This is a genomic window from Parasutterella secunda, assembly GCF_016901835.1.
In the GTDB taxonomy this organism is placed as follows: domain Bacteria; phylum Pseudomonadota; class Gammaproteobacteria; order Burkholderiales; family Burkholderiaceae_F; genus Aphodousia; species Aphodousia faecavium.
Genome location: NZ_JACJKX010000003.1, coordinates 172,079 through 198,116, shown reverse-complemented (window position 1 = coordinate 198,116; position 26,038 = coordinate 172,079). Strand labels below are relative to the sequence as shown.

General features: G+C 48.4%; 26 protein-coding genes and 1 tRNA gene. 7 read left to right on the top strand and 20 right to left on the bottom strand.

The features are described 5' to 3' along the window. A partial coding sequence (locus H5985_RS03205; protein WP_205049872.1) for an IS1634 family transposase occupies positions 1-1,268 on the top strand: 1,268 nt, incomplete at its 5' end. A 72-nt stretch (positions 1,269-1,340) separates the two neighbouring features. Here H5985_RS03205 and H5985_RS03200 read toward each other — a convergent pair. The 14 genes from H5985_RS03200 to H5985_RS03135 all read right to left on the bottom strand — a co-directional run bounded on the left by H5985_RS03200 (position 1,341) and on the right by H5985_RS03135 (position 13,057). Further along, positions 1,341-1,416 (bottom strand) — tRNA-Gly (locus H5985_RS03200). An 89-nt stretch (positions 1,417-1,505) separates the two neighbouring features. Then, a complete protein-coding gene (gene nagZ / locus H5985_RS03195) occupies positions 1,506-2,516 on the bottom strand; it encodes a beta-N-acetylhexosaminidase (RefSeq protein ID WP_205049871.1) in 1,011 nt (336 codons plus the stop codon). After that, a complete protein-coding gene (acpS, locus tag H5985_RS03190; protein WP_205049870.1) occupies positions 2,516-2,923 on the bottom strand; it encodes a holo-ACP synthase in 408 nt (135 codons plus the stop codon). Before acpS ends, nagZ begins: the two co-directional genes overlap by 1 nt. 14 nt (positions 2,924-2,937) lie before the next feature. Then, a complete protein-coding gene (gene recO, locus H5985_RS03185; RefSeq protein WP_205049869.1) occupies positions 2,938-3,657 on the bottom strand; it encodes a DNA repair protein RecO in 720 nt (239 codons plus the stop codon). Continuing rightward, on the bottom strand, positions 3,657-4,556 hold the full coding sequence (gene era / locus H5985_RS03180) for a GTPase Era (RefSeq protein WP_205049868.1): 900 nt from the start codon (positions 4,554-4,556) through the stop codon (positions 3,657-3,659). Before era ends, recO begins: the two co-directional genes overlap by 1 nt. Position 4,557: 1 nt before the next feature. Next, entirely contained in the window at positions 4,558-5,259 is a 702-nt protein-coding gene (gene rnc / locus H5985_RS03175; protein WP_205049867.1) for a ribonuclease III, read from the bottom strand. Positions 5,260-5,269: 10 nt separating this feature from the next. Next, positions 5,270-6,160 carry a signal peptidase I gene (lepB, locus tag H5985_RS03170; protein WP_205049866.1) on the bottom strand — a complete coding sequence of 297 codons (891 nt, stop codon included), beginning with the start codon at positions 6,158-6,160 and terminating at the stop codon, positions 5,270-5,272. A gap of 12 nt (positions 6,161-6,172) precedes the next feature. Next, positions 6,173-7,966, bottom strand: coding sequence for a translation elongation factor 4 (gene lepA / locus H5985_RS03165; protein ID WP_205049865.1), 1,794 nt, complete (start codon positions 7,964-7,966; stop codon positions 6,173-6,175). A gap of 177 nt (positions 7,967-8,143) precedes the next feature. After that, complete coding sequence (locus H5985_RS03160) at positions 8,144-8,560, bottom strand: deoxycytidylate deaminase (RefSeq protein ID WP_205049864.1); 417 nt, start codon at positions 8,558-8,560, stop codon at positions 8,144-8,146. Positions 8,561-8,636: 76 nt separating this feature from the next. After that, positions 8,637-9,875, bottom strand: a complete 1,239-nt coding sequence (fabF, locus tag H5985_RS03155) for a beta-ketoacyl-ACP synthase II (RefSeq protein ID WP_205049879.1) — start codon at positions 9,873-9,875, stop codon at positions 8,637-8,639. A 98-nt stretch (positions 9,876-9,973) separates the two neighbouring features. Then, entirely contained in the window at positions 9,974-10,210 is a 237-nt protein-coding gene (gene acpP / locus H5985_RS03150) for an acyl carrier protein (RefSeq protein WP_022473006.1), read from the bottom strand. Between the two features lie 124 nt (positions 10,211-10,334). After that, entirely contained in the window at positions 10,335-11,099 is a 765-nt protein-coding gene (fabG, locus tag H5985_RS03145) for a 3-oxoacyl-ACP reductase FabG (RefSeq protein WP_205049863.1), read from the bottom strand. Between the two features lie 21 nt (positions 11,100-11,120). Then, positions 11,121-12,059, bottom strand: coding sequence for an ACP S-malonyltransferase (gene fabD / locus H5985_RS03140; protein ID WP_205049862.1), 939 nt, complete (start codon positions 12,057-12,059; stop codon positions 11,121-11,123). Then, entirely contained in the window at positions 12,056-13,057 is a 1,002-nt protein-coding gene (locus tag H5985_RS03135) for a beta-ketoacyl-ACP synthase III (protein WP_205049861.1), read from the bottom strand. Before H5985_RS03135 ends, fabD begins: the two co-directional genes overlap by 4 nt. A 157-nt stretch (positions 13,058-13,214) precedes the next feature. Between H5985_RS03135 and H5985_RS03130 the strand changes: the two genes are divergently transcribed. Continuing rightward, positions 13,215-13,532 carry a hypothetical protein gene (locus tag H5985_RS03130; RefSeq protein ID WP_205049860.1) on the top strand — a complete coding sequence of 106 codons (318 nt, stop codon included), beginning with the start codon at positions 13,215-13,217 and terminating at the stop codon, positions 13,530-13,532. Positions 13,533-13,557: 25 nt separating this feature from the next. Further along, a complete protein-coding gene (locus tag H5985_RS03125; protein ID WP_239481571.1) occupies positions 13,558-14,475 on the top strand; it encodes an alpha/beta fold hydrolase in 918 nt (305 codons plus the stop codon). A 205-nt stretch (positions 14,476-14,680) separates the two neighbouring features. On the opposite strand, the gene rpmF is transcribed toward H5985_RS03125, so the two are convergent. Next, a complete protein-coding gene (gene rpmF / locus H5985_RS03120) occupies positions 14,681-14,860 on the bottom strand; it encodes a 50S ribosomal protein L32 (protein ID WP_022472295.1) in 180 nt (59 codons plus the stop codon). Positions 14,861-14,959: 99 nt separating this feature from the next. Further along, a complete protein-coding gene (locus tag H5985_RS03115; RefSeq protein WP_205049859.1) occupies positions 14,960-15,496 on the bottom strand; it encodes a YceD family protein in 537 nt (178 codons plus the stop codon). Between the two features lie 28 nt (positions 15,497-15,524). Here H5985_RS03115 and H5985_RS03110 point away from each other — a divergent pair, with 28 nt between their 5' ends. Together H5985_RS03110 and H5985_RS03105 are read left to right on the top strand one after the other, a co-directional pair. Continuing rightward, a complete protein-coding gene (locus H5985_RS03110; protein WP_205049858.1) occupies positions 15,525-16,127 on the top strand; it encodes a Maf family protein in 603 nt (200 codons plus the stop codon). Then, entirely contained in the window at positions 16,127-16,915 is a 789-nt protein-coding gene (locus H5985_RS03105) for an SAM-dependent methyltransferase (RefSeq protein WP_205049857.1), read from the top strand. Before H5985_RS03110 ends, H5985_RS03105 begins: the two co-directional genes overlap by 1 nt. Positions 16,916-16,947: 32 nt before the next feature. Here the strand turns inward: H5985_RS03105 and H5985_RS03100 are convergent, their stop codons facing one another. After that, positions 16,948-17,616, bottom strand: a complete 669-nt coding sequence (locus H5985_RS03100; RefSeq protein WP_205049856.1) for an HAD-IA family hydrolase — start codon at positions 17,614-17,616, stop codon at positions 16,948-16,950. A 3-nt stretch (positions 17,617-17,619) separates the two neighbouring features. Beyond that, positions 17,620-18,633, bottom strand: coding sequence for an RluA family pseudouridine synthase (locus H5985_RS03095; RefSeq protein WP_205049855.1), 1,014 nt, complete (start codon positions 18,631-18,633; stop codon positions 17,620-17,622). Positions 18,634-19,353: 720 nt separating this feature from the next. On the opposite strand from H5985_RS03095, the gene H5985_RS03090 reads away from it, so the two are divergent. Together H5985_RS03090 and H5985_RS03085 are read left to right on the top strand one after the other, a co-directional pair. After that, a complete protein-coding gene (locus H5985_RS03090; protein ID WP_205049854.1) occupies positions 19,354-22,293 on the top strand; it encodes an Rne/Rng family ribonuclease in 2,940 nt (979 codons plus the stop codon). A 19-nt stretch (positions 22,294-22,312) separates the two neighbouring features. After that, positions 22,313-23,617: a DUF2863 family protein gene (locus H5985_RS03085; protein ID WP_205049853.1), complete on the top strand. Its 1,305-nt coding sequence runs from the start codon at positions 22,313-22,315 to the stop codon at positions 23,615-23,617. 48 nt (positions 23,618-23,665) lie between these two features. On the opposite strand, the gene H5985_RS03080 is transcribed toward H5985_RS03085, so the two are convergent. Next, positions 23,666-24,148, bottom strand: coding sequence for a cupin domain-containing protein (locus H5985_RS03080; protein WP_205049852.1), 483 nt, complete (start codon positions 24,146-24,148; stop codon positions 23,666-23,668). Between the two features lie 284 nt (positions 24,149-24,432). Further along, positions 24,433-26,037, bottom strand: coding sequence for an amidohydrolase (locus H5985_RS03075; protein ID WP_205049851.1), 1,605 nt, complete (start codon positions 26,035-26,037; stop codon positions 24,433-24,435). Between the last annotated feature and the right edge of the window lies 1 nt (position 26,038).

Sequence of the window (26,038 nt, the reverse complement as noted above, 5' to 3'; positions counted from 1 at the left end):
TGTTGTCCTTGGCCATGTTCTTAATCCTGCAGCCTCATTCTTCTGTCTGCAGTTTCGAGAGTTTTGCTCAACGCACCTATTTGCCCACAGAGCAAACTCTTAATCCAACCGCTATTACCAGACTGTTTCAATCCATCAGCGACGAGCAACGCTTCTCTTATCTCAAACGTCGGGCCGCTCATAGTCAAACTCTGGTCGATGGAGGTTACTGGGCTTTCGATACCACTTCAATTTCTTCTTTTTCCAAGACTATCCGTAAGGTCAAATACGGTAAAAACAAGGAAGAGGACTCACTGCCGCAATTTAACATCGCCTTATTGCTCGATGAGATTAGTGGAGAACCGGTTTTCTACAAGGTTTTAGACGGGTCTTTAAATGACTGCAGTTTATTGAGAAATCTGTTTTTGGATTTAACTCAATTGGATTTAGATCCCATTCAGTTAATCCTCGACAGAGGTTTTTTCTCGTTGAACAATTTAACCTCCATGCTTAAACAGGATATCGGTTTTGTCATTGGCGCTAAACGCAACTCGAGCTTTATACAAGCAACGATGAAACGAGCGCTGCCTGCATTGCGGTTATGCCATCCCAGAGCCTACCGAGAAGAGGTTGAAGCCTTCTGCTATACCGAAGCGATGCCGTGGGTGATCAATACACGAACAAGTGGTCGTAGCGATCAGACGGTTTATATCCACGTGTACTTCAGTAAACAAAAAGAAACAGACGATATTGAAAATATTTTGCAAGCTTTAGCTCGATTAAAGCAAAAGGCTGAGGAAAGTGGCCAAGCACCGGATGATCCGCTTTTTAGGCGCTTCTACAAGAAAGACTCATTGGGTCATTGGGAACTCGATGAGATGCAGTGGGCGCAGTTTAGAGAAACAGCCGGTTTGATTGTGTTGATGAGCAACACGGTTAAGGATGCGGCCGCGGCTTTATTAATTTATCGAAATCGGGATACGGTGGAAAAAGCTTTCTGTAACTACAAAGATCGATGTTCGGGACGGAGAATGAAGTGTGAAGAGAAAGCCCTGGAAGGTAAGGTGTTTGTTACCTACTTGGCTCTGAGCTTACTTTTGATGCTTAAAAAGCGCCTCAGTGATAAAAAGTTGCCCTCAGACAGTACACCTAAGTACTTGGATACGCTGAGTGGAATCAAGCTTTGGCGACTCGATGGCACACTGAAACGCTATTGGGATGAAATCTCCAAATCCAACCGTGAATTGATATTGAGTGCCGGAGTGGATCTACCCAAAAATATCATCTAGTTGATGAAAAGTTCAGGGTTAAACGGCCGGAAACGAAAATAGCCCGGAAAAACCGAGCTATTTTTCAGAATTTGGAGCGGGAAACGAGTCTCGAACTCGCGACCTCAACCTTGGCAAGGTTGCGCTCTACCAACTGAGCTATTCCCGCGACAGGTTTGTTATTTTACAGACTCTAAAATAAAAAGCAAGACCTTTTTGAAACTTTTTTTCAAAAACCTTCAAAATTGTCCCGTTTTATTAAATAAACTCCTTCAAATAAGCCAAAGAACGCTTATAGAGCGCTGATTGAACCATTGTCTCCCAATCCGGCGCTTCACCTTTAGGCAACAACCGTTTGACCCGATCAGCTCTCTCGGGGCTATCGGCAAATGTCAGAGTCTGCAAAAGCGTGTCTGAAGCAGCAAAGTCATTACAGAGAATTAGCATGTCGCAACCGGCTTGAAGAGCTGCCTGTGCCCGCTCTGTCACATTGCCCGCAGCGACAGCACCTTTCATCGAGAGGTCATCGGAGAAAACAACACCGGTAAAGTGCAGTTTGTCACGCAAAACGGTCTTTAACCAATATTCGGAGAAACCGGCCGGCTTCGAATCTATCTGAGAATACAGCACATGAGCGGCCATCACGGAATCCAAGGCCTGTCCCATCCACATATATGGTTTAAGGTCTTTTTCGGAGAGAAATTCCAAAGGGCGATCATCGACCGGCAATTCCAGATGACTGTCAGCGATGACCCAACCGTGACCCGGAAAATGCTTGCCGCAATTACTCATTCCGGCTAAACGCATTCCCTGAATCAGCGCTAAAGCCAGTTGAGTGATCACGTTGGGTTGACTTGAAAAGGCACGTTCACCTATGATTTGAGAGCGGTTGAAATTCACATCCAGACACGGAGCAAAAGACATGTCTACGCCACAGGCTCTCAATTCTGCTGCCAACACGTACCCGCAGGCCATAGCCGCAAGCGTCGCCTTTTCAGAACTCTTTTCCCAGCACTCGCCCAATTTGGACATCGCCGGAATTTGAGTAAAGCCTTCACGAAAGCGCTGTACCCTTCCGCCTTCATGATCAACTGCAATGAGCAGGCCGGGCTTAATCGCATGAATGTCCCGACAAAGCTCGGTGAGTTGCTTGCGATTTTCATAATTGCGGGTAAACAAAATCACCATGCCCACCAAGGGGTGTGAAATTCGACGAATATCATCTGAGGTCAGTCGCGTTGACTCAATATCCAGTACAAGCGGTCCCATCAGTGAGCTCCTTCTAAACGTTGTTCAGCCACGGCAAATGCGGCCACCACACTTTTTTCATCCGTAATCGACACATGTACAAAAAGACCTTCCTGCATGAGACGCTCTCTTAACGGATCTTTAAAGAGCATCAGCGGAGCCCCTTTGGCATTGTGCATCACTTCCATCGAGTGAAACGTGACATCTTCAGCAATGCCCGTGCCGAGCGCCTTGGATACCGCCTCTTTAACGGCCCACCGTGAGGCGACAAAAGCCAAAGCATGGTCTTTACTAAGCGAAAGGCGCTTTTGATACAAAGGCCACTCATTTTCGGTTAAAAGTTTGCGAATAAAGCGCTCGCCGTGCGTCTCAAGTACGTCTCGTACTCGTTTGACTTCGACCACGTCACATCCGATGCCTCTGATCACATTTGTCCTCTGTTTTAAAGTCTTTTCAGTTCTTCCACAATCCGACGCGTATTAAGCGGCTTATCACCCACATAATGAGCAATCATCCGACGCATCAGCAATTTGGCAAAAGCCAATGTTTCTTTGCTTCTGAAGTCCCGATTGTGAAGTTTTTGAATCATCTCGGGCGATATCACCAAATATCGCTCGCTTTCAATGGTATCAGGAGTCCAGGGTTTGAGCTCCTCTCCGTTCCAATACCAAGGCTCACCGGTAACAGGCAACCCGTAACCTAAATACTCCATCAGCTCTAGTTCGAAAGTCCGAAGGGCGACTTCATGGTTGTTATCCGAGTCTGCGAGCTTTTCCAATACGTGAACATAAGCGGTGAAAAGATCCTGCATCTCATCTTCTCGTGCCAAAAGCCTTACTAAAAGTTCATTGACATAAAAGGCCGAGAAGAGCGCATCACCCTCAATCGGGAAGTAGCCGCCCAACCACTGGGTTTTAAGAAGATTCTTCACTTCATTTTGCCCTGAAAAAGCGATTTTCAAGGCAGAAAATGGGGTGAGAAGCCCTCTGAAATGACTGCCCGGTCGCTTGGCACCACGCGCAACCGCAAGCACTTTTCCGTGTTTTAAAGTGAAAAATTCGACGAGCAGACTCGTTTCTTTCCAGTTCCAGCTCTGAAGCACAAAAGCCGCGTCATCCTCACTGACGCGGCGTTCTTTGGCTCTTACACTGACTTCTGCCATTACTCGTAGCCCAAGGTTTTCAGAGCACGGGCATCATCATTCCAACCTTTTCTCACCCGAACCCAAACTTCAAGGTAGACGTTTTTGCCAAGCATTTCACCGATATCGGCACGAGCCAAGCGGGAAATTTCTCGAAGCTTTTCGCCCTGAGCGCCGATCACGATGCCTTTATGGGCCTCACGCTCAACAATGAGCGTGGCGATAATCTCTGCCCGTTTGTCATCTTCTGACCACTTATCGATCGTCACCGCAATGCCGTAGGGCAATTCATCCCCCAACAAACGGAAGGCTTTTTCACGAATAATTTCGGCTGCCAGAAAACGAGGGGACTTGTCAGTGTAGATATCCGGATCGAAAAAGGGCGGATTTTCAGGCAATAGCTTTTCAATTTCTGCCATCAAGTCGGATACCTGCTTACCTTTTTCAGCGCACACAGGCACAATGGCCGCAAAGGGGAACTTTGCCATCGACTGAGCCATCAAAGGAAGCAGCGCATCGCGATCCTTCATCAAATCGACTTTGTTAATGGCCAAAATAACGTTCTTGGCTTGAGGGCTGATGAGCTCGAGTACCTTTTCATCGGCACTCTTCCAGCCACTGCTTTCAATCACAAGAACCACTGCATCTGTTTCACCCAAAGTGCTTCGCACAGAGCGGTTCATGCCGCGAATAAGCGCATTACCGTACTTGGTTTGAAAGCCCGGAGTATCCACGAAAATAAATTGAGCCTTGTCGTTGGTGACCACTCCCAAGACACGATTGCGGGTCGTTTGCGGTTTTTTGGACGTAATGCTGACCTTCTCACCGATAATGGTATTGATCAAAGTACTTTTACCGACATTGGGACGGCCGACCACCGCAATATAACCGCAGCGAAAATCTTCAGGATATTCAGTCATATCAGTGGCTCCCCTTTTTCTTACCGTGAAAATGTTGTTCAGCTAACTCGTAGGCAATCTTAGCAGCAGCCTGTTCGGCTGAACGTCGACTCTTGCCGGTACCTTTGACAGATATATCGAGTTTTTTCACATCGCACTGACAATCGAATGTCTGATCGTGCGCAGCGCCCCGAATATCAACAACCGTGTACTCCGGCAATCCTAAATGGTGAGCTTGCAAAAATTCCTGCAAAAGCGTCTTTGCATCCTTGCCCATACGTTCAGGGGTTAGTTTGCTTAAAATCGGCTCATAGAGTTTCAGAATAACACCCTTGGCCGTATCAAAACCACTTTCGGTCATGATTGCGCCGAAGATGGCCTCCATGGCATCGGACTGAATGGAGGGACGATGAGCACCCCCCGTTTTCATTTCTCCTTCACCCAAACGCAGGTAATCGGATAAAACCAAACGATTGGCAATTTCGGCTAAAGCATCCTGACAAACAAGGTTGGCACGAACACGCGACAGTGATCCTTCATTGAAATGAGAGTCACGTAAAAAGAGGGCCTGACCGATTACACAATTTAAAACGGAATCGCCCAAAAATTCGAGTCGCTCGTTATTTTCCGCACCGAAAGAGCGATGCGTCACAGCCCGCTGCAACAACTTACGGTTTGTAAAGCGATAACCGATTTTCTCTTCTAGACTTTCCAATGGAAGCATCTTCGCTCTCCTAGTGAATTGAACCGATTCGGCTCATGTCACTGATATTGAGCCAGATATAGAAAGCATGACCGACAATTTTGTCTCGAGCCACAAAACCCCAGTAGCGGCTGTCGGCAGAATTGTCTCGGTTGTCGCCCATCACAAAGAAATGATCTTTGGGTACACGGCAAACCACATCACCCATGTTGTAGAGGCACTGATTCAAGCCGTTATGGCCCTGAACCGGTCGGGCCATTGAAGGCACCTTGTCGTTTTCAACAATTTTATGAACAACTCCGTCAAGGTTTTCATCAAATTGCTTCAGATCCGTGTAGGTTTCCTTATCAAAAAACGTTCCGTCGACCGTTGTTTCCTGCAACTTACCGTTCACATAAAGCTTTTTGTCCACGTAACGGATTTCGTCTCCGGGCACACCGATTACGCGCTTAATGAAATCCACGTTTTCATCAAGCGGATATTTAAAAACAATCACATCGCCGCGTTTGGGAGCCGAGCCTTCGGTGATCGCAAAATTGAAAACCGGAAAGCGCAGGCCGTACTCGTATTTATTGACCAGGATGAAGTCACCTGAGTGCAGCGTGGGCAACATTGAGCCGGACGGAATGCGGAAAGGTTCAGCTAAGAAAGAACGAATCACGAATACAAAAAGGATGACCGGGAAAAAGCCACCCGTGTATTCAATCCATTTGGGTTGCGCGCTTAACTTTTGATAAATGCTCTGAGCTTCACCGATTACACTCATCTCGCCGCTGTCGATTGCGCTGCGGTTTAACTCCGTAAAACGATCAGCTTCCTCTTTGGCACGAGCCAAACGTTTGGGACGCCACAGGAATCGGTCCAAACACCAGATGATGCCGGTGGCCACCGTCAACAACATCAAGACCAAGGAAAAATTCATGATGACCCCCGACTACTTTTCATCGACTTGCAAAATGGCAAGGAAGGCTTCCTGCGGAATTTCCACAGTACCGACCTGTTTCATACGTTTTTTACCCGCTTTTTGCTTTTCAAGGAGCTTTCTCTTACGGGTTATATCACCGCCGTAACACTTGGCCAACACGTTTTTACGTAAGGCTTTGACGTTTTCACGGGCAATAATGTTGGCACCGATCGCCGCCTGAATCGCTACGTCGTACATCTGACGTGGAATAAGAGAGCGAAGACGGGTTACGATTTCGCGTCCACGGGCAACAGAATTCGAACGGTGAATAATCGATGAGAGCGCATCGACTCGATCCCCGTTGATAAGCATATCCACCTTCACAACATCGGCAGCACGGTACTCCTTAAATTCGTAGTCCATGGATGCATAACCGCGAGTGAGCGACTTCAATCGGTCAAAGAAATCCAAGACGATTTCTGCAAGCGGCAAATCATAGGTTAAGTGCACCTGACGACCGTGGTAGGCAAGGTTTGTTTGCACACCGCGCTTTTCGTTACAGAGTTTCATCACCGTACCTACATAGTCACTTGGGACAAAAATCGTTACGGTATCAATCGGCTCGCGAATCTCTGCAATTTTGTCCGGACTGGGAAGCTTCGAGGGATTTTCCACCTGAATCACTTCTCCGTCGGTTTTAAGCACTTCGTAAACAACCGAAGGAGCGGTTGTGATGAGATCCATATCAAACTCACGCTCGAGGCGCTCCTGCACAATATCCATGTGCAAGAGGCCCAGAAAACCGGCTCGGAAACCGAACCCTAAGGCTTGAGAGACTTCGGGTTCAAATTGAAGCGCCGCATCATTGAGCTGCAGTTTTGTCAAGGCGTCACGAAGAGCTTCGTACTGATTGGATTCCACCGGATAAAGACCGGCAAAGACCTGAGGTTTAACTTGTTTGAAACCGGGCAAGGGAGCCTGAGCCATCTTGTTGGCAAGCGTAATCGTGTCACCAACCTTGGCATCACGCAATTCTTTTACACCTGCTACCACGAAACCCACTTCGCCCGCAGCCAACTTTTCACACTGAGTAGATTTCGGCGTGAATTTACCGACTTGCTCAACCAAATGCGTAGCACCGGTTGCCATCAGATAAATCTTATCTTTAGGCTTAATGACACCGTTGACCACTCGCACAAGCATCACCACGCCGACGTAGTTATCAAACCAACTGTCGATGATCAAAGCTTGCAAGGGTTCCGTGTCACTGCCTTTAGGAGGCGGGACATCGCGCACAATTCTTTCAAGTATGTCATCGACTCCCATACCGGTCTTGGCGGAACAGGGAATAGCATCCGTGGCATCAATACCGATCACATCCTCAATCTCTTCCTTGGCCTCATCGGGATTGGCCGAATTAAGGTCCATCTTATTGAGAACAGGAATGACTTCGACGCCGAGATCAATTGCGGTGTAGCAATTGGCAACGGTCTGAGCTTCGACGCCTTGTGTGGCATCAACCACCAAAAGTGCGCCCTCACAGGCACTGAGCGAACGCGACACTTCATAGGAGAAGTCCACGTGCCCCGGGGTATCAATCAGATTGAGTTCGTAAGTTTGACCGTCTTGGGCCTTGTACTTCAATGCCGCAGTCTGCGCTTTAATCGTAATGCCGCGCTCTTTTTCCAGATCCATGGAGTCCAAAACCTGCGATTGCATTTCGCGATCGGACAATCCCCCGCAGCGCTGAATCAGACGATCGGCTAAGGTCGATTTTCCATGGTCAATGTGAGCGATAATTGAGAAATTTCGAATATTGTTCATTAGGTCTATTTCGTTATCGTTGAAACGTTTTCGGACCAATGGGAAAACCGGCTAGAAAAAACTGCCTTTCCCTTTATTCCGAAGCGAGGCTCATTGTAACACGCAAGCCACTGTAGCAAAAACAAAAAAGCCTGCAAATATGTGTCCAATTGCAGGCCTTTGGGAGAGAATTTTTCCTTAAAGCTGCTCGACGACGATCCCGGCACTTTTCAAAAATTTAATACCGGCATCGTCTCGATACATCTCGTGGTAGTAGACGTGTGAAATACCGCACTTTTGAATCAACAACGAGCAGTGAATGCAGGGGCTGTGCGTGATGAAAATCGCGGCGTCTTTACTGCAATAACCGTTATAGGCAAGCTTAGCAATAGCGTTAAGCTCAGCGTGCTGCACTTCAGGACGCGTCACGAGTTTGCCGTCGACTTCCATTTCACAACAATTGTCATAACCGGTGGGCATACCGTTCCAACCGATCGATATGATGGAGTTGTTTTTTACAATCACGCAGCCCACTTTAAGGCGTTTGGCGTAGCTTCTTTTAGCCGCAAGCATGGCCACTTGCATATACATTTGATTGTCTTTTTGTATATCCATCATTGCTCCTAAAAAAGGCAAAGCCCGAAGAACTCTTTCTGAGCTTTCGGGCCGTCGGATCATAATCCCGTCGGAATTATTCTTCCCAACGCTTGAAAATCAAGGTACCGTTCGTACCGCCGAAACCGAAGGAATTCTTCATGGCGTAACGAATCGTCATCGGACGAGCCTTGTTTGCGCAGTAATCCAAATCACATTCCGGATCCTGCTCAACGATATTGATCGTCGGAGGCGACACTTGATTCTTAACAGCCAGAATCGTAAAGATGGATTCTACGCCACCGGCGCCGCCCAACAAGTGACCGGTCATGGACTTCGTGGAGTTGACCACCAATTTCTTAGCTGCCTCGCCGAACGCTTCCTTAATGGCCTTCGTTTCATTGGCATCGCCTACGTGTGTCGAGGTGCCGTGAGCATTGAGGTAGTCAATGTCTTCGGGCTTGATGCCAGCGCGTGCCATAGCCATTTCCATACAACGCTTCGGACCGTCAGTATTGGGCGTGGTGATGTGATTGGCATCGCTCGATAAACCATAACCCACGATTTCGGCATAAATCTTCGCACCGCGAGCCAGAGCGTGTTCGAGCTCTTCAATGACAACCACGCCCGAGCCTTCGCCCATCACGAAACCGTCACGGTCTTTATCAAAGGGGCGAGATGCGTGAGCCGGATCGTCATTGCGGCGGCTCAAAGCGTGCATATTGTCAAAGCCAGCTACACCCACAGGGCAAATACAGGCATCGGCGCCTCCCGCTACCATCACATCAGCGTCTCCGCGACGAATAATCCAACTGGCTTCACCGATTCCGTGCAGGCCGGTCGTACAGGCGGTCACGTGTGCAATATTGGGCCCCTTGAGCCCAAACATAATCGAAAGTTGGCCGGAGATCATGTTGATGATCGTTCCGGGAATCATAAAGGGAGAAACACGACGGGCACCGCGTTCATGAAGTGCCAGATAGTTGTCGCAGATCATGCCCAAGCCGCCGATACCGGAACCGACAGAGCAGCCGATGCGGGTGAGGTCTTCTTTTTCAAGATCAAGACCGGAATCACGGATGGCTTGAACGCCGGCAGCCACCCCGTAGTGAACATAGCGGTCGTAACGGCGGGCTTCCTTGGCGGGAAGGTAGTCTTCGACATTGAAGTCTTTGACTTCGCCGGCGATCTGGCAACCCATACCACTCGCATCAAAATGTGTAATCGGGCCGATACCGTTTTGGCCGGCCAAAGCATTCTCCCAACTGGTCTTCACATCGTTACCGATCGGGCAAACCATACCTAATCCGGTTACCACAACACGACGCATGGAGATTCTCCCTTTGCAGAATTTATTCATTAACAAAACCCCGCCTGAAAGCGACCAATTTCTTGGTGTTTAAGGCGGGGCATCCATCTCAGAGATGGCAAAAATTACTTAGCGTTGGCTTGGATGTAGTCAATCGCTTGTTGAACCGTACGCAACTTTTCTTGTTGGTCGTCCGGGATTTCAATCTTGAAAGCGTCTTCCAAAGCCATAACCAATTCGACCGTATCCAAAGAGTCGGCGCCGAGGTCTTCGATGAAAGCAGATTCGTTCTTGATGTCTGCTTCATTAATGCTCAATTGTTCGGCGATAACCTTCTTGACACGTTGTTCGATGTCGTTCATTTGATATGTCTCCTTGCTGAGAATTCGAAACGACGCAGCCAGATGGTTGCGCCGAAAAATTAACTTCTTAGTATTTTATCAGAGCGAAAGAAAAGATGAGGGTAAAAACCCTCATCCGTTCGGACTACACCATATACATGCCACCGTTGACGTGAAGGGTCACGCCGGTGATATAAGAGGCAGCGGGTGAAGCCAAAAAGACAACCGCGTTGGCAATATCATCCGTGTGTCCCAGGCGGGCAAGCGGAATTTGTGCAAGCAATGCCGCACGGTGATCTTCGGGCAGGGCCTTCGTCATATCCGTTTCAATAAAGCCGGGCGCCACGGCATTGACAGTAATATTTCGGGAAGCGAGCTCACGAGCCAATGCACGCGTGAGACCCGCAACACCTGCCTTAGCAGCTGCGTAATTAGCCTGACCGGCATTACCCATGGAACCCACCACACTCACAATATTGATGATGCGACCGCAACGGGCTTTCATCATGCCGCGCATAACCAGACGGCTCAAGCGAAAAGCCGGAGTCAAGTTTGTGTCGATCACTTCCTGCCACTGATCGTCTTTCATACGCATGGCCAATCCGTCACGCGTGATACCGGCATTGTTAACCAAAACCGTCACCGCTCCGAATTTTGCAGCCGCATCGGCTAACACTTTTTCGCTTTGTTCGGCATCGGTAACATTTAAAACGACGCCTTCACCCTTGCCGCCTGCTTGAGCAATTTTTTCAGTAATACGAGCAGCCCCCGATTCACTCGTAGCTGTCCCGATAACCGTAGCGCCGGCAGCCAGGCACGCATCCAAAATTCCGGCTCCGATACCACGAGAGGCACCGGTAATAAAAACAACCTGATCCTTTAAAGCATCAGCGGTAAAAACAGTACTCATTTCTCTATCCTTTTTAAGCCATTATTCGGCAGCGTTAATCTCTTCTAAAACGGAATCAAGAGACTCTTGAGAGTTGATGTTCTTCACAACAATCGAAGAGTCAATTCGTTTAATTAGACCGGCTAACACTCGACCCGGACCACATTCGACAATGTGGGTGACGCCCATTTGCTTGAACGCTTCAATGGTCTTGACCCATTGCACGGCACCGGCTGCTTGCAAGGCGAGTGCTTCGATAATGGCTTCTTTGTCCGTGTGAATCTTCACGTCAACATTGGCGACGACGTCAATTTCAGGCGCCTTCATCGGTGTTTGTTCAAGTTTTTCCTTAAGAGCAGCGCTTGCAGGCTTCATCAATGAAGAGTGAAACGGAGCAGAAACCGGCAGAACCAATGCGCGCTTTGCACCTTTAGACTTAGCCACTTCGCAAGCCTTTTCTACTGCAGCCTTCTCTCCGGCAATGACCACTTGACCGGGTGAGTTGAAATTAACCGCTTCAACAACGCCCGCCGCTGCGGCCTCTTCACACACCTGCTGCACAGCTTCATCGGTCAACCCGATAATGGCTGCCATGCCGCCTTGACCGGCAGGAACGGCTTCCTGCATGACTTTGGCACGGAATCGAACCAAACGCACGGCATCGGCCAATTCAAAAACGCCGGCAGCCGTCAAAGCAGAATATTCGCCTAAGCTGTGACCGGCCATGATTTCAGGCTTTTTACCGCCCATGGCAAGCCAGGCCTGATACAAGGCTACGCTCGCAGTCAACATGGCCGGTTGCGTATTGACCGTCATATTGAGACTTTCAGCGGGGCCCGTGTGAATCAACTCTTCGAGATTCTCACCTAACGCATCATTAGCAGTCTTCAAAGCACTCTGCACATGAGGGTTCTCGGCGAAACTATCCAACATGCCGACACTTTGACTGCCCTGACCGGGGAAGACAAATGCTAATTTCATTGATTATTCTCCTTGGTCCATTTAACCAAAACGCTGCCCCAAGCCATGCCTGCCCCGACAGCTTGCATTAAAACAATATCGTTCTTTTTAATATCATTGTGACGAGCCGCATTATCGAGTGCCAACGGCACCGAGGCGGCCGACGTATTACCGTGACGGTTAACAGTCACAACCATTTTATTTTCATCGATTCCGATTTTTTGAGCGACCTTTTGCATGATACGAAGGTTCGCCTGATGAGGCACGTAGCAATCAATGTCCTCAACACTTAAGCCGGCATCGGACAAAACAGCCTTGGCGCTCTCGCTCATGGAGCTCACGGCCATACGAAAAACGTGCTGCCCGTCCATTCGTACGTAGGGGTCTCCGTGGACCTCTCCGCCGTTGATAAAAGCTTTGCAGCCCAAAACATTTTCATCGAGCGTACCATCAACGGATAAACGTGCAGCCAAAATACCGGGTTCATTTGAAGCTTCTAAAATTACCGCACCGGCTCCGTCTCCAAAAAGTACACACGTTGAGCGATCATCCCAGTCAACGATGCGACTCATGATATCGACACCGACCACAATAGCTTTTTTATAAACACCGGTTCGAATCAACGCATCAGCGTTAGTCAGCGCATAAATAAAACCTGCACAGACAGCCTGTAAATCAAAGGCTGCGCCTTTGGAACAACCCAACAGTTTTTGTAACTGGCAGGCAGTGCTCGGGAAAATCATGTCGGGCGTCGTCGTCGCCACAATGATCAGGTCGATTTCTGACGGATCAACCCCGGCATCCCAAAGAGCGGACTTAGCGGCGCGTTCGGCCAACTGTGTTGTCGTTAAACCGCGCTCGGCAAGGTAGCGCTTTTCAATTCCTGTTCTTGTGCGAATCCACTCATCGCTTGTTTGAATTCCACGTAGCCCGAGCTCATCGGCAAGGGCCTGATTGTCGGTTGCCCGTTGCGGCAAGGCCGAACCGGTACCGATAATTTTTGAATAGATCTGAGGCATAAACTAAAGCCTTTCTCGAAAAAACTTCCCTAATTGTAAAGCCTACTCTTTGCCTATTAAGAATAAAAAATTTCGGTTTTTGTAACAAAATTTCAAAGATTTTCAAATCAATACATGATAACTTACTTGAACTAAAAAACTTCCTAGGATTTTTTCGATGATCAGACCTTTTCTGTTTACTATTCCCCTTCTTTTAGTGGGTGCTTCGAACTCGTTTGCCAATGAGCTCGATATAACGGATGCAACTTGCAGTGTCAGCTACATTAATGAAGTCGCTCAAAAAGAAGGCCTTGAAAAAGCCCAAACGTTGGCAGAAAACTGTATCGCTGAAGGTTATACAGACTTGAAATCGCAATTTTCAAAGGCCGGCGATTCTCTGATGGATCATTACGAATCAGCCAAAAATTTCATCAATGATAAGACCGATGAATACAGCGAAAAGGCTGAAAATATCAAAAAAGAGCTGATGCGCTGAGATCGGATTTGAAAATGGAGACGCCATGGAGAGCGATAAATTAATCGGAATCGGACCATCAGATTTTATTGCGGGATTCAATCTTTTTAATGCGAAGCTTGCAACCGGAATCAAGATGCGTTTTGCCATAGGCGGCTCAGGCTCTCCGATTCTTCTGGTCCATGGTCATCCGCACACGCATATCATTTGGCGAAAAATCGCACCGAAACTTGCCGAAACTCATACGGTCATCCTGCCTGACTTAAGAGGTTACGGCGATACAGAAAAGCCTGAAAGTCAACCGGATCATCGCCCCTACAGCAAACGCGAAATGGCAAAAGACCTCATGTCGTTGATGCATTTGCTCGGTTTCGAAAAATTTGCGTTCATCGGTCATGACCGAGGGGCTCGGGTCGGACACCGTCTGGCCTTGGACTATCCCGAGGCAGTAACCAAAACCGTTTTTGTCGATATTGCTCCTACCGCAACGATGTATGCGTTGACGAACAAAGAATTCGCAACGAAATACTTTTGGTGGTTCTTTCTGATTCAACCTGAACCGTTTCCGGAAAAACTGATCGGATTTGAGCCGGAATATTTCCTACATCATCACATCAACGGCCAGATCAAAATCAAAGGCGTCGTCGAAGAACGTGCTTTCAAAGAATACCTCCGCTGCTACAGAAACCCCGGCACTATCCATGCCATTTGCGAGGACTATCGAGCCGCGGCAACGATTGATTTGGAAGATGACAAAGCCGATTCTGATCGACGTATTGAGTGCCCGCTTTATCTTCTTTGGGGAGCGCGAGGCACAGTCGGCAAGCTCTACGATGTTGTAGGCACCTGGAAAGACAAAGCAATTGATGTGTCAGGCGAAGCGCTTGACTGCGGTCACTCTCCTGAGGAGGAGTGTCCGGAGATCTTTTTAGAAAAAGTGCTTCATTTCCTTGGAAGCCATTAGAGACAAAAGCGTCGGCTCTGGATGCAAAAAAGGGAACCCAACACGGATTCCCCTTTTTTAATCGACTCTGAAAATCTGTCTTTCAACGTTTCCCGTTTTGTCTCCCACCGCAACGTTTTGCACATTGGCTGTGGGGTTTTCGGCGTTGCCGGCGAAGGCTAAAGTCGAGAATCAACCCTGAAAGCGATTTTCTTAATCAAGTGAATTATTCACCCTTGACGTCGATCACCTTCTTACCACGATAGAAGCCGTTCGGGCTGATGTGGTGACGGAGGTGAACTTCACCGGTCTTCGGTTCAACAGCCGTAGCCGGGTTCGTCAAGAAATCATGAGCACGGTGATTGCCGCGCTTGTTGGTCGATTTTTTATTTTGTTGGACTGCCATAGCAATACCCCACTTTAAGAAAACACGCGATTATACCCTAGATATGCGCATTTTGCCAATGCCATTACCTAAAGCTTGGAAAAAAGTTTTGCGATTATATCAGTTTTTCTTCAATAAGTCTCGTAAGTTAGCAAAAGGTTTCGGTCTTTGTGTTATTTCTTCTTCACTTTGACCACTCGATGTGTGGTTTTCTGGTGCATGACAATCGTCATGACGCGGAAATGTGGGCAAGGACAAAATAATTTCTTCCTGAACCCACTCGGCCACATTCATGTGTTCCGAGCCCACAACCACTTCCCAATCTTCATCCTCTTCAATCGGAATACGATTAGCTTCTGCCTCACTGCGAACAAAAAGGAAAGGAACCTCTCGGTCAATTTCAATATCGATCGGTTGAGTGCAACGCGTACAACGCATTTGAACGCGGCCCGTAATAGTCAAGATTGCTCCCGGCAAGCCCCTTACCCCTTCGGTGCCTTCAATTTGCACTTCAAAAGGTAAGACCTTTTCGCTATTAATAATTAGGCCGGATAATTCGGGCATCTCCGAAATCGTCACCGTTGTGTTAATCTTCTGACGGTTTGATGCGACCGCGAAAATGTCGACGGTAGAAAAATTTTGATTGCCTCTCGACATTGTTTACTCCCAAAAAGGTTACGAGCGTATGTTACAGAAGAAATTGGTTTTGGGGTCAAGTTCCCCGTACAGAAAAGAATTATTGCAACGGTTGGGAATTGATTTCGAGTGTGTCTCGGCCGATATTGATGAAAGCCGACTCGAAGGCGAAACGCCGGAGAAACTCTGTGTGAGACTCGCCTGTGAAAAAGCTCTGAAGGTCAAAGAGCAGGTCGGTGAGGCTATTGTCATCGGCAGCGACCAAGTCGCAGTCCTCGGAGACCGAATTCTCGGTAAACCCCACACCCGTGAACGGGCCCTTGAACAATTGTTCTCCATGCAGGGTCAGACCGTTTATTTTCTCACGGCTCTTTGCGTCATCTCCGAAAAGGGAGAAATTTTTGAAACCATGGTGCCCACGGTTGTAACCATGAAGTCGCTTTCGAAAAAAACAATTGAGCATTACCTCGATCGTGAGCAACCCTTTAACTGTGCGGGTTCGGCAAAAATTGAAAAACTTGGCATTGCGCTGATGAAAGAAGTTCGTTCAACGGACCCCACGGCTCTTATCGGATTGCCTCTGATCGAAACCGTGAATTTATTAGCGAAGGCGGGATTAGAAGTCATTGAAGGAATCGGAGAGGAAGAGTAATGGCCGGTATTCTTTATCTGTTGCCCAACCGAATCGCAGATCGTGCTGTGGAAGAAACACTGCCCGCAGGTACCCTGGCAGTATTGAGACAAACTCAATATTTTTTAGCAGAAAACGCTAAAAGTGCCCGCTCGTACTTAAAAGCCGCCTCTCACCCCACACCCATCAATGAACTTCATATTGAAGAAATCGGACATCAACCCGATGAGTCAAAAATTGACGAATGGTTATCTCCCCTTTCCGACGGTCATAACATCGCAATCGTCAGTGAATCGGGTTGCCCGGGCGTAGCAGACCCCGGCGCCAGCATCGTCTCACGTGCTCAGCAATTAAACATTACGGTTAAGCCTTTGGTCGGTCCCAGCTCTATCCTTCTGGCATTGATGGGAAGTGGCTTAGACGGACAGCATTTCCGTTTCCTAGGCTACTTACCGATTAAAGAACCGAGCCGCACACAGGCTTTGAAAGAGGCTGAGCGTCACAGCGTCCACGGCGAAACCCAGATATTTATTGAGACACCGTATCGCAATCAAGCGTTTTTAAAATTTCTCGCTCAAAGCCTTCATCCCTTAACCCGCATTACCGTTGCGTGCGATATTACGGGCGAGAGTGAGTTCATCAAAACGAAAAATGCAGCCGAGTGGTTAAAAGAAGAGGTGTATTTGCCGAAACTGCCGACTATTTTTGCCATTCTTGCGCAAAAGATGCCTGTGAAGAAGATGCCGATAAAAAAGCAAAATCAAGGCGGATTTCACAAAAAGACCGGAAGTTTTTGGCGTCAGGCGTAAAAGAAAGCGGGCCGTTTGGCCCGCCGATTTGCTTAATGATTAAGCAGTTCATCCACACCCAGTGCCGTAGCCAACTGGGGCACGTCGTCCACAACCGGGACTTTCCACTTCAATAATTCACTCTTAGGGAATGCTCCGTAGCTCACCGCAACTGAGGCACATCCTGCATTCTTCGCCAACCAAAGATCATGCTCGGTATCACCGATCATCACCATCTGGCTGATATCGACTCCGGTTTCTTCAGACAGCATCTGAAGCATCAAAGGATTGGGTTTTCCTGCACTTTCATCGGCTGTAACCGTTGCTTCAAATAAATCACCGACACCCGTCTGAGCAAACACCCGATCCAACCCTCTGCGACTTTTCCCGGTGGCCACAGCCAAACGTAAGCCCGCCGCCTTCATCTTTCTGAGCAAATCTTCAAGCCCCGGAAAGATGCCGATTCCCTTTTCCTTAACTAAATAAAATTCCCGGTAAGCCGCTTCAAACTGATCGTAATGATCAAATCGAAAATCCGGTTCAATCGACAAAATAGCCGAGCGCCAATCCAAACCGATCACGTTTCTGGCTGCCTGCATACCCGGGTCCTTGTAACCCAAAGCCACAAATGCATGACAAATGCCTGCTGCAATGGGCTCGGTCGTATCCATTACCGTTCCGTCCCAATCAAACACAAACAGATCAAATTTCGGCACGAACATTGTTTAACTTTCCTTTCCTTGTTTCAAGCAAGCTATTAAATCTGCACATTCTTTTGGCAACTGAGCCGTTACACTCATGGACTCTCCGGTCACGGGATGCTTAAATTCCAAACGGTAAGCATGAAGAAACATTCGCTTAAAAGGAATCCCGAGACTGCCTTTTGCAATTTTTTTGTTTTCCTCAAAGTCTCCGTATTTATCATCACCTACGAGCGGATGACCTGCCCATTGAGCATGAACACGAATCTGGTGCGTGCGACCGGTTTTTAAATCAACATTTAAATAGGATACGGAACCGAAACGCTCGATCAACTGAAAAATACTGTGGCTCGGCAACCCCTTTTCTTCATCCACACAAACCCTACGCTCCCCGTTGGCAGTCACAAATTTATATAACGGCGCTTTAATGTGCTGACGGTCATTGACCCAATCACCCAAAACGAGTGTTCTATACGATTTATGTAATTGACCCTCACGAATCATTTCATGAAGTCTCACAAGAGCCTTACGGGTTTTGGCAAGCATCATGACACCGCTTGTATCACGATCCAAGCGATGCACCAATTCCAAATAAGGTTGATTCGGACGAGCCGAACGAAGCCGTTCGATGAGACCGAAACTCACGCCTGAACCTCCGTGTGCTGCAAGGCCCGCGGGCTTATCGACCACTAAAATGTGCTCATCTTCGTACAAAATCGGCAATTCTACGTCATCGATCGGACGGGCCACCTCTTTTTTTGGAGTATTGGAGACTCTAATCGGCGGCACCCGAAGTTCATCCCCATCATAAAGACGCGTATCCACCGTGACCCTTTTTTTATTAACCCGGACTTCTCCGCCACGGACAATCCGATAAATGTGACTTTTAGGAACACCTTTGGCGATTCGAAAGAGGTAATTATCGAGACGCTGACCGTCAGCATCGGCTCCGATTCGAATCCAAACCACGGCATCGGGTTTGGCAACCGCTTGAGACGATGAAATAAAGAGCGGTGTTTTTCCTACTAAATTTGCCATAACTCTATATAATGGGGACGAGTTGAATACAGACAACAAATGTAGTTTTGTCTGTTCAACAATCATTGAAAATCAACATGTGCATTGTAGCCGTGTTTTGATTAAAAATTTCCTTTATTGGAGGACTTCTTCAATAAAGTTTTTTGTGTGCCTGAAAAGAGCTGCCTTTTCATGGACGACAGGCTGAGCCGCAAAGACAATATTTTGCGGACTGTGAAGCCCGCGTTTTTACGCGATGTGTGCAGCAAACGGTATATGTTTAGCGTTTTCTGTCGGAAACCGGTCATGCGGACCGAAGAAAACGGTTATTATTGCCGTACAGAAAAATCTGTGGTCGGACAAGTCCCACCGGGATTGCCGTCATTAGACGGCGGCAAATCAGACTTGTTGATGTGAAGAAGTGAAAAGTATTTATTAGACCCCATGTGAGGGATTGAGCTCATAGATGCAAAATAGGCTCACTATTTTGAATTCGTTCGTTTCGGTGCTCTCCCTACCGCCCCTGAATTTATTGTGGCGACACAAGTCTAACAATTTGTTTTCTCAACGTTTTCCTGAAAGTTTAGGCTCTCGGGAGATTTTAGGTTTTGAGAAAAGATAAATAATGGGAGTGCTCTTTTTGAGAGAGCCGAATCCCCCATAACGACACAGATTTTGTTTCTGATACGGCACGCCAGACTTTGACGACCTGCGACAGTGGTTGTCAGCCCGGAGTGTTCAATGAAACGCATGTTATTTAACGCCACGCACGCCGAAGAGACGCGCGTCGGCATCGTAGACGGCCAAAAGCTGATCGACATTGATATCGAGACCGCCGGCCGTGAACAACGCAAATCCAATATCTATAAAGGCATTATCACCCGTATTGAACCGAGCCTTGAAGCTTGTTTTGTCAATTACGGTGAAGATCGCCACGGTTTTCTCCCGTTTAAAGAAGTTTCCCGCCAATACTTTAAAGAAGGTGTTGATGTCCGTACGGCCACCATTCGTGATGCGCTCGTAGAAGGACAGGAACTGATCGTTCAGGTTGAAAAAGAAGAACGCGGCAACAAAGGCGCTGCTTTGACAACCTTCATTTCGCTTGCCGGCCGTTACCTCGTTTTGATGCCGAATAACCCCCGCGGAGGCGGTGTATCGCGTCGTATCGAAGGTGAAGAACGCCAGGAACTTCGCGAAACGATGGATCGATTGAAATTGCCTGCCGGCATGAGCATTATTGCCCGTACGGCCGGTATCGGTCGCACGGTCGACGAATTTCAATGGGACTTGAACTACCTGCTCAAACTCTGGGAAGCCATCTGTGAGGCCGCTCAGCCCCAATATGAATTGCCCGTACGTGAAGGCAATCGCACGATCACGAAATACGTGACGGATTCCACCGGTCCCAAGGGCGAAGCCCTCAAACGTGCCAATCCGGCTCCGTTTTTGATTGTTGAAGAAAGTAACCTCGTCATTCGTGCCATCCGCGACTATTTCCAACCCGAAATCGGTGAAATTCTCGTCGATACGGATGAAATTTACGATCAGGCCCGTCAGTTCATGGCGCACGTCATGCCGGACATGGTGGGCAGAGTCAAACGTTACCGCGAAGAAACGCCTCTTTTCTCTCGCTTTCAAATCGAGCACCAGATTGAGTCGGCTTACTCGCGAACCGTCCCCCTTCCCTCGGGCGGTGCCATCGTTATCGACCACACCGAAGCTTTGGTAGCCGTAGACGTGAACTCCGCGCGAGCCACCCGCGGCTCTGACATTGAAGAGACCGCTTTCCGCACGAACTGTGAAGCTGCCGATGAAGTGGCCCGTCAAATGCGTCTGCGTGACTTGGGCGGTCTGATTGTGATCGACTTCATCGACATGAACGATCCGAAAAATCAACGCGCCGTTGAACAACGTCTCAAAGACGCTTTGAAGTACGACCGTGCTCGCGTGCAAATGGCAAAGATCAGCCGCTTTGGCCTCATGGAATTGTCCCGTCAGCGTCTGCGTCCGGCATTGGCTGAAGGCAACCACATCACCTGCCCGCGCTGCAACGGTGTGGGCGTGATCCGTGATACCGAAAGCTGCGCATTGCAGATTTTGCGAATCCTTGAAGAAGAAGCCATGAAGGAAGGAACCGGAGCTGTTCACGCTCAGGTACCGGTTGATGTGGCAAGCTTCCTTTTGAACGAAAAGCGTCGTGATATCGCAAAGATCGAACAACGTCATCGCTTGCCGATCGTTTTGATTCCGAACAAGTTCCTTGAAACGCCGCACTATCATATCGAGCGCCTGCGCTACGACGATGAACGCTTGGACGATGAAGTGGCTAGCTACAAGCGCGCCGAAGAAATCCAACCCGATGATGAAACGCTGGATCCCTACCGCGTGAAGAAGCCGGAAGAAAAACCGGCCGCAAAACGTCAGGAACCGGTGCTGCGCAACTTCATGCCTGAAGTCGCTCCGGAACATAACGAAGCCGATCGTCTGTTCAATAAGAAGGCCGAGCAACGTGCTGCCCGTCAGGAAGCTGCTAAGCGAGCTCAGGCCGCTCAGGAACCAGGCCTCCTCCGCCGCTTGATTAATTTCCTCTTCGGTTCTAAGACTGAAACTGAAGATAAGAAAGAAGACGAGAAAAAAGCTCGAGGCGAACGCCGCACCCGTCGCAATCCTCGCGACAGACGCGAAAAGGACCTCAACGCCCGTCGTCCGCGCCGTGAACGCGTCCGCGCGGAAAAAGATGACGATAAGACGGTCAGTGAGCAAAAGACGGAAAGCGTTGAAAAGAGCAAAGCTACCGATAAGGACAGCGTGAAAGAAACGCAAACGCGTCGTCGTCCGCGTCGTCGCGTCAAAGCTGAGGATACTCCCGAACTGCTTCCCGCTCCTGAAACGAAGGTTGCACTGCCCAAACCGCAAGTCCAACCTCAACCTGAAGTTGAACCGCAACCTGCTGCAGAAGTAAAGTCTGACGAAGACTTTAATTTCGCAACAGACGATATGCCTGAAACAGCACCTGTGGTGCAACCGGTGGCACAGGAAGAACAAACTGAACGCAGCGTTTCTGAACGTCGCCCGCGTCGCCGTCGTCGTTTTAACGACGAGACATCCGCTCGTCGTGACCGTATTCCGCCTGAAGTCGAAGCCGAAGAAATGAATCGTGCTCCGATTGTGCCGCCTGAAGAATATATGCAGGAAGCACAGGTTCGCACGGCTCCGATTGATCAATCTGAGCTACCTTCTGCTGAACCCGTTCAGACGATTGAACCGCGCCACGTCAATGTGGAAAGCAACATTGCCAATATGAAGCGCGAGCCCGTGACAGAACGTCCGCGCGCTGAAGAAGTAGCCGTTGCTACGGAACAGTCTTCTGTCACTGAAACGGTTACGGAATCTGAGGTTACGAACAATACGGTCGAAGAAACAAAGGAAACGATCGAGGTCGTTGAGGCTGAAAACACGCAGCCCGTTGAAGAGCCTCAGGAAGAAACCGATGCACTCAAACGCTTAACGGCAGGTCTTGATGAAGCATTGGCTCAAAAGGGTCTCACGGTTGTTCATACTCGAGCTGAACTCGTTCACCCGGTTGATTACTCTCCGGTCATCTATCCGGGACGTCCGAGAAAGGTTTTACCGCCCTTGGATGACACGCCTCTGATTCAGGTGCACACTAAAACACTCTGATTTCATTAGTTGAATGAAAATGAGGGCAAAGCTTAAAGACTTGCCCTCTTCCTTTCTCCTCAATACAAAATACAAAGTGACTGACAGCAACTTTTTCAATAAAACAGTCGATGAGTTGGTCAAACTGATCAAAAAGGCCGACTCGGCCAAATCCATCGACAAGAAGTACCCCCTCTACACAAAGTTGCAGGTAGCAACAACCAAGGCCTATTCTCAGCTCGAAGGTGATTTCATCACGCCTGTCATTCAAAAGCTCGAGGCGGATGATTATGAATTTGCCAACTTGATGCGATGGACTTTCTTTTTTGAATGCGTGGCCTGCAATACTGCAGACGATAAATACACACATTCGCTCCTGGTGATTCCCTTTATGACCTCGAGTGCATACGGGTTACCGTTCGGTGAAGTGCCGCAAGAAGCTTTGGAAAAAATTCATCATTTCCTCAAAGGTCTTTTCACACCGGACTTTCAAATCCGAGTCAATCGCGATATGGTTAATACCGACACGTTTGCGATGCGCCCCTTTGAAATGCAACGCTACCTCAAACAGTGGGTCGCTAAGAGTAAACCGGGTATCTGCCGGTTCCTGGATTCGGATGAAACGCGGGAAGAGATGACCGAACTTGTTGCCGATATCCGACTGATTCCGATTATCGTGAGCACGCCGATCAAACTGTTGCCGTTGAGCACTTTTGTTCCCGAGGTGAGTCTGAAGAAAATGCAAAAAAATCTGGTCTTCAGTTTAAAGCGCATTTTCTCCGAACATTATCCGGTCACACACATGGAATTCTTGATGAGTCCGTCGGCTGAATTTACCAAGTATCTCCAAAAAGTCGATAACCCGAGCGACTACAATTCGAGTTTCATGCTCCCCTGCACGGGTTCTATGATGGAAGCCGGCCGCCTGTTTCGCCAATTTTCTCTCAAGGAAGCGTTGGAAAAACTCAAACAAACGGACAATTTTGCCATTAAAGACTTACAAGTTACGGTTGCGCCCTTTTATGAACCGGCCGGACCCGGTGAAGCGAGAATGGCTGAATTTCGAATCGGGATCAGCCTTAAAGGAGAAAACTCCAAGGTCTATCAAGGACTCGGTTGGCCTGTCTTTTTTGACGACCCTGAAGCCGTTCTGGACTGTCTTGAGGCCGCTTTGATGTATCACAAATTCGATTTAGATCAAGTGCGCCTTTTGAGTAATCCCACTTTTATGCTCGAAGATGAGGATGAGGAAGTGCGCTACCCGGCCTTCGATGGAAAGCTCTACGAACCCTTTATTCGAGAGGACGTTTCTTACGTCACGCCAAGTCTTTACCAGCTCAACTGACAGCAAAAGCGCCCGATTCGGGCGCTTTTACGACGAAAGCTTTTTCGGTTATTGAGCTTCAGAGGCAAAATCCTTGTCGCTCACCGGTTCCAACCACTCACTCTTGTTGTTGGGAACATTGGTTTCGACTGAAATGTGCGTCATCCAGGTATTGATTCCGGCACCGTGCCAATGTTCAACATTAGGAGCAATTCTCACCACATCACCTTTCTTAATGATGCGAACCTTTTGACCTCGTTCCTGGTAGCGGCCTTCACCGGAAATCACCAAAAGGATCTGACCGCCAGTATGTTTGTGCCAGAAAGTTCTCGATTTCGGTTCAAACGTGACGTTCCCGATGGGGGCGTTAAAGGTTGAGTCATTTTCCGACAACATTGTCAGATAGGACTGACCGGTGAAATATTTGCCGTAAGGATTAGGTTCGCCTTGAGCAAAGACCGTATCAATCGGTGCTTTGGTTTGAGCAAATGCAGAACCTGCAGCCACAGACAAAATTGCCAAAACAGCAATAAGAGACTTTTTAGCCAACATGATACATCCTCCAAGTGATTGAATTTCTTATATTTATTTTGACTGAAAGAACATGAGGCAGCTCCCTTAAAATTCGCATATTCTTGCAAAAAAATCCCAGACTCGGATTACAATCGCCAGAATAATCACTGTTTGCATCAATGATCTGATGCCTTTCAATAGTCCTGTATTGACTTCTAACACGTCGATATTGTTTCAGTCGCTATACGGAGCTTTACACCTAATAATGAAAAGAGCCCGCCGGTGCAGCGAGCTCTTTTCTCCTTTAAAGTTTTTCGATGACTTTAGTGGCGTTGATAGACAAATTGTCCGTTAACCATCGTAGCATCGACCTTGATCTTAAGAATATCATCTGAAGGTACTTCGAAGATATTGTCACTGAGCACCACCAAATCGGCTAAATACCCCTTCATCAGACGTCCCTTCACTTTTTCATCAAAGGACGCATAGGCGCTTTCAATCGTGTAGGCATCAACCGCTTCGTAGATATCCATGCATTCTTCGGGATGAAAGCCCCCTGCGGGCTCTCCGCGCAGGTTCTTACGCGTGACTGCACAGTAGAGATTGGGAATCGGATCCATATCTTCGACAGGACTATCCGTTCCGAAACTCGTATGAACACCCAAATCGTGCAAAGTCTTAAACGCGTAGCTCGTCGCAGCCAACTCTTTACCCACGCGATCTTCGACAATACCCGTGTCGTAATGCAGGAAAATCGGCTGCACCAAGGCCAAAATGTCATTCTTGGTAAAGCGCTCAAGCAACGGGCGATCGGTTATCTGCACGTGCACAATTCCCAAACGGAGAGGATTAGTACCGTCACAGACCTTATCGTAAGCATTGAGTACGTTTTCCACGGCAGCATCACCGATTGCATGGATAGCTACGCCGCAGTTATTCTTCACAGCCATGCCCACAAGGGTGTCCAACTCTTCTTCGGTGAGTGTGGCAATACCACGCGTTGACGGATCATCGGCGTAAGGTTGACGCATATAAGCCGTACGGGCGCCAAGACTGCCGTCAACAAAGAGCTTTAAAGGACCAATGCGGTTAAAGTCATTGCCGGTACCCGTGCGATAGCCCTTATCCAAGAAAGCTTGGAAGCCCTTCGGTTCCATGAAACTGAATTGATGATAGGCACGAAGGGTCGGTGTTTCGGCCAGTACTTCGTTATAGGCCTGCAAGGTCGACTCCCAGTCTCCTAGACGAACGTCACAGGTTTGAACTGAGGTAACCCCCGTTTCATTGGCGTGCTTGATTGCAGTGCGGAGCAGACGCTTTTTGGTCTCGAGAGAACGCTCACTCATCAGGCAGCGCACTTGAGAGCGTGCATTTTCACGAACAACACCGGTTAATTCACCGTTTTCCTGGTCAATGGCGCCCCCCGCATTGGGCACTGTCTCAGTCGTAATACCGGCCATTTCCAAGGCTTTCGTGTTGCAGGTCAGGATGTGACCACAGGCACGATCGAAAATGATCGGGTATTCGGTGGAAATCTTATCCAAGTCATGACGTGTGAGCAGACGATGCTCATCGGTGAAATAGTCCTGATTCCACCCCATGCCATGGATCACTTCACCGGGTTGAGGATGATTTTCCTCAATGTAGCGGCGGGAGCGTTCAATGACTTCGGCAATCGAAGTCACTCCTTGAAGACGCACGGCCGCAAGAGCAATACCCGTATTAAATAAGTGTTGATGTGAATCGTTAAAACCCGGGACAATAGTTTTACCTTGAGCATCGAATTGAGTTTCTTGACCGTTACTGGCCGCACGAACTTCCTCTTCGGTACCCACTGCCGCAATCTTGCCGTCATCACCGATTAAAAGTGCTTGAGCAAAGACGCCGCGTTCAACATAAATATTGGCGTTATAAATCAAAGTTGACATG

Excerpts from the sequence above, each read along its gene's own strand:
- H5985_RS03110 (WP_205049858.1), top strand. The coding sequence starts at position 15,525 with ATGTTACAGAAGAAATTGGTTTTGGGGTCAAGTTCCCCGTACAGAAAA.
- H5985_RS03130 (WP_205049860.1), top strand. The coding sequence starts at position 13,215 with ATGATCAGACCTTTTCTGTTTACTATTCCCCTTCTTTTAGTGGGTGCT.
- lepB (WP_205049866.1), bottom strand. The coding sequence starts at position 6,160 with ATGAATTTTTCCTTGGTCTTGATGTTGTTGACGGTGGCCACCGGCATC.
- rnc (WP_205049867.1), bottom strand. The coding sequence starts at position 5,259 with ATGCTTCCATTGGAAAGTCTAGAAGAGAAAATCGGTTATCGCTTTACA.
- H5985_RS03135 (WP_205049861.1), bottom strand. The coding sequence starts at position 13,057 with ATGCCTCAGATCTATTCAAAAATTATCGGTACCGGTTCGGCCTTGCCG.
- recO (WP_205049869.1), bottom strand. The coding sequence starts at position 3,657 with ATGGCAGAAGTCAGTGTAAGAGCCAAAGAACGCCGCGTCAGTGAGGAT.
- H5985_RS03125 (WP_239481571.1), top strand. The coding sequence starts at position 13,558 with ATGGAGAGCGATAAATTAATCGGAATCGGACCATCAGATTTTATTGCG.
- nagZ (WP_205049871.1), bottom strand. The coding sequence starts at position 2,516 with ATGGGACCGCTTGTACTGGATATTGAGTCAACGCGACTGACCTCAGAT.
- lepA (WP_205049865.1), bottom strand. The coding sequence starts at position 7,966 with ATGAACAATATTCGAAATTTCTCAATTATCGCTCACATTGACCATGGA.
- H5985_RS03090 (WP_205049854.1), top strand. The coding sequence starts at position 19,354 with ATGAAACGCATGTTATTTAACGCCACGCACGCCGAAGAGACGCGCGTC.
- acpP (WP_022473006.1), bottom strand. The coding sequence starts at position 10,210 with ATGAACGACATCGAACAACGTGTCAAGAAGGTTATCGCCGAACAATTG.
- H5985_RS03115 (WP_205049859.1), bottom strand. The coding sequence starts at position 15,496 with ATGTCGAGAGGCAATCAAAATTTTTCTACCGTCGACATTTTCGCGGTC.
- era (WP_205049868.1), bottom strand. The coding sequence starts at position 4,556 with ATGACTGAATATCCTGAAGATTTTCGCTGCGGTTATATTGCGGTGGTC.
- H5985_RS03095 (WP_205049855.1), bottom strand. The coding sequence starts at position 18,633 with ATGGCAAATTTAGTAGGAAAAACACCGCTCTTTATTTCATCGTCTCAA.
- H5985_RS03100 (WP_205049856.1), bottom strand. The coding sequence starts at position 17,616 with ATGTTCGTGCCGAAATTTGATCTGTTTGTGTTTGATTGGGACGGAACG.
- H5985_RS03080 (WP_205049852.1), bottom strand. The coding sequence starts at position 24,148 with ATGTTGGCTAAAAAGTCTCTTATTGCTGTTTTGGCAATTTTGTCTGTG.
- rpmF (WP_022472295.1), bottom strand. The coding sequence starts at position 14,860 with ATGGCAGTCCAACAAAATAAAAAATCGACCAACAAGCGCGGCAATCAC.
- H5985_RS03085 (WP_205049853.1), top strand. The coding sequence starts at position 22,313 with ATGAGGGCAAAGCTTAAAGACTTGCCCTCTTCCTTTCTCCTCAATACA.
- H5985_RS03160 (WP_205049864.1), bottom strand. The coding sequence starts at position 8,560 with ATGGATATACAAAAAGACAATCAAATGTATATGCAAGTGGCCATGCTT.
- H5985_RS03105 (WP_205049857.1), top strand. The coding sequence starts at position 16,127 with ATGGCCGGTATTCTTTATCTGTTGCCCAACCGAATCGCAGATCGTGCT.
- H5985_RS03075 (WP_205049851.1), bottom strand. The coding sequence starts at position 26,037 with ATGTCAACTTTGATTTATAACGCCAATATTTATGTTGAACGCGGCGTC.
- fabG (WP_205049863.1), bottom strand. The coding sequence starts at position 11,099 with ATGAGTACTGTTTTTACCGCTGATGCTTTAAAGGATCAGGTTGTTTTT.
- fabD (WP_205049862.1), bottom strand. The coding sequence starts at position 12,059 with ATGAAATTAGCATTTGTCTTCCCCGGTCAGGGCAGTCAAAGTGTCGGC.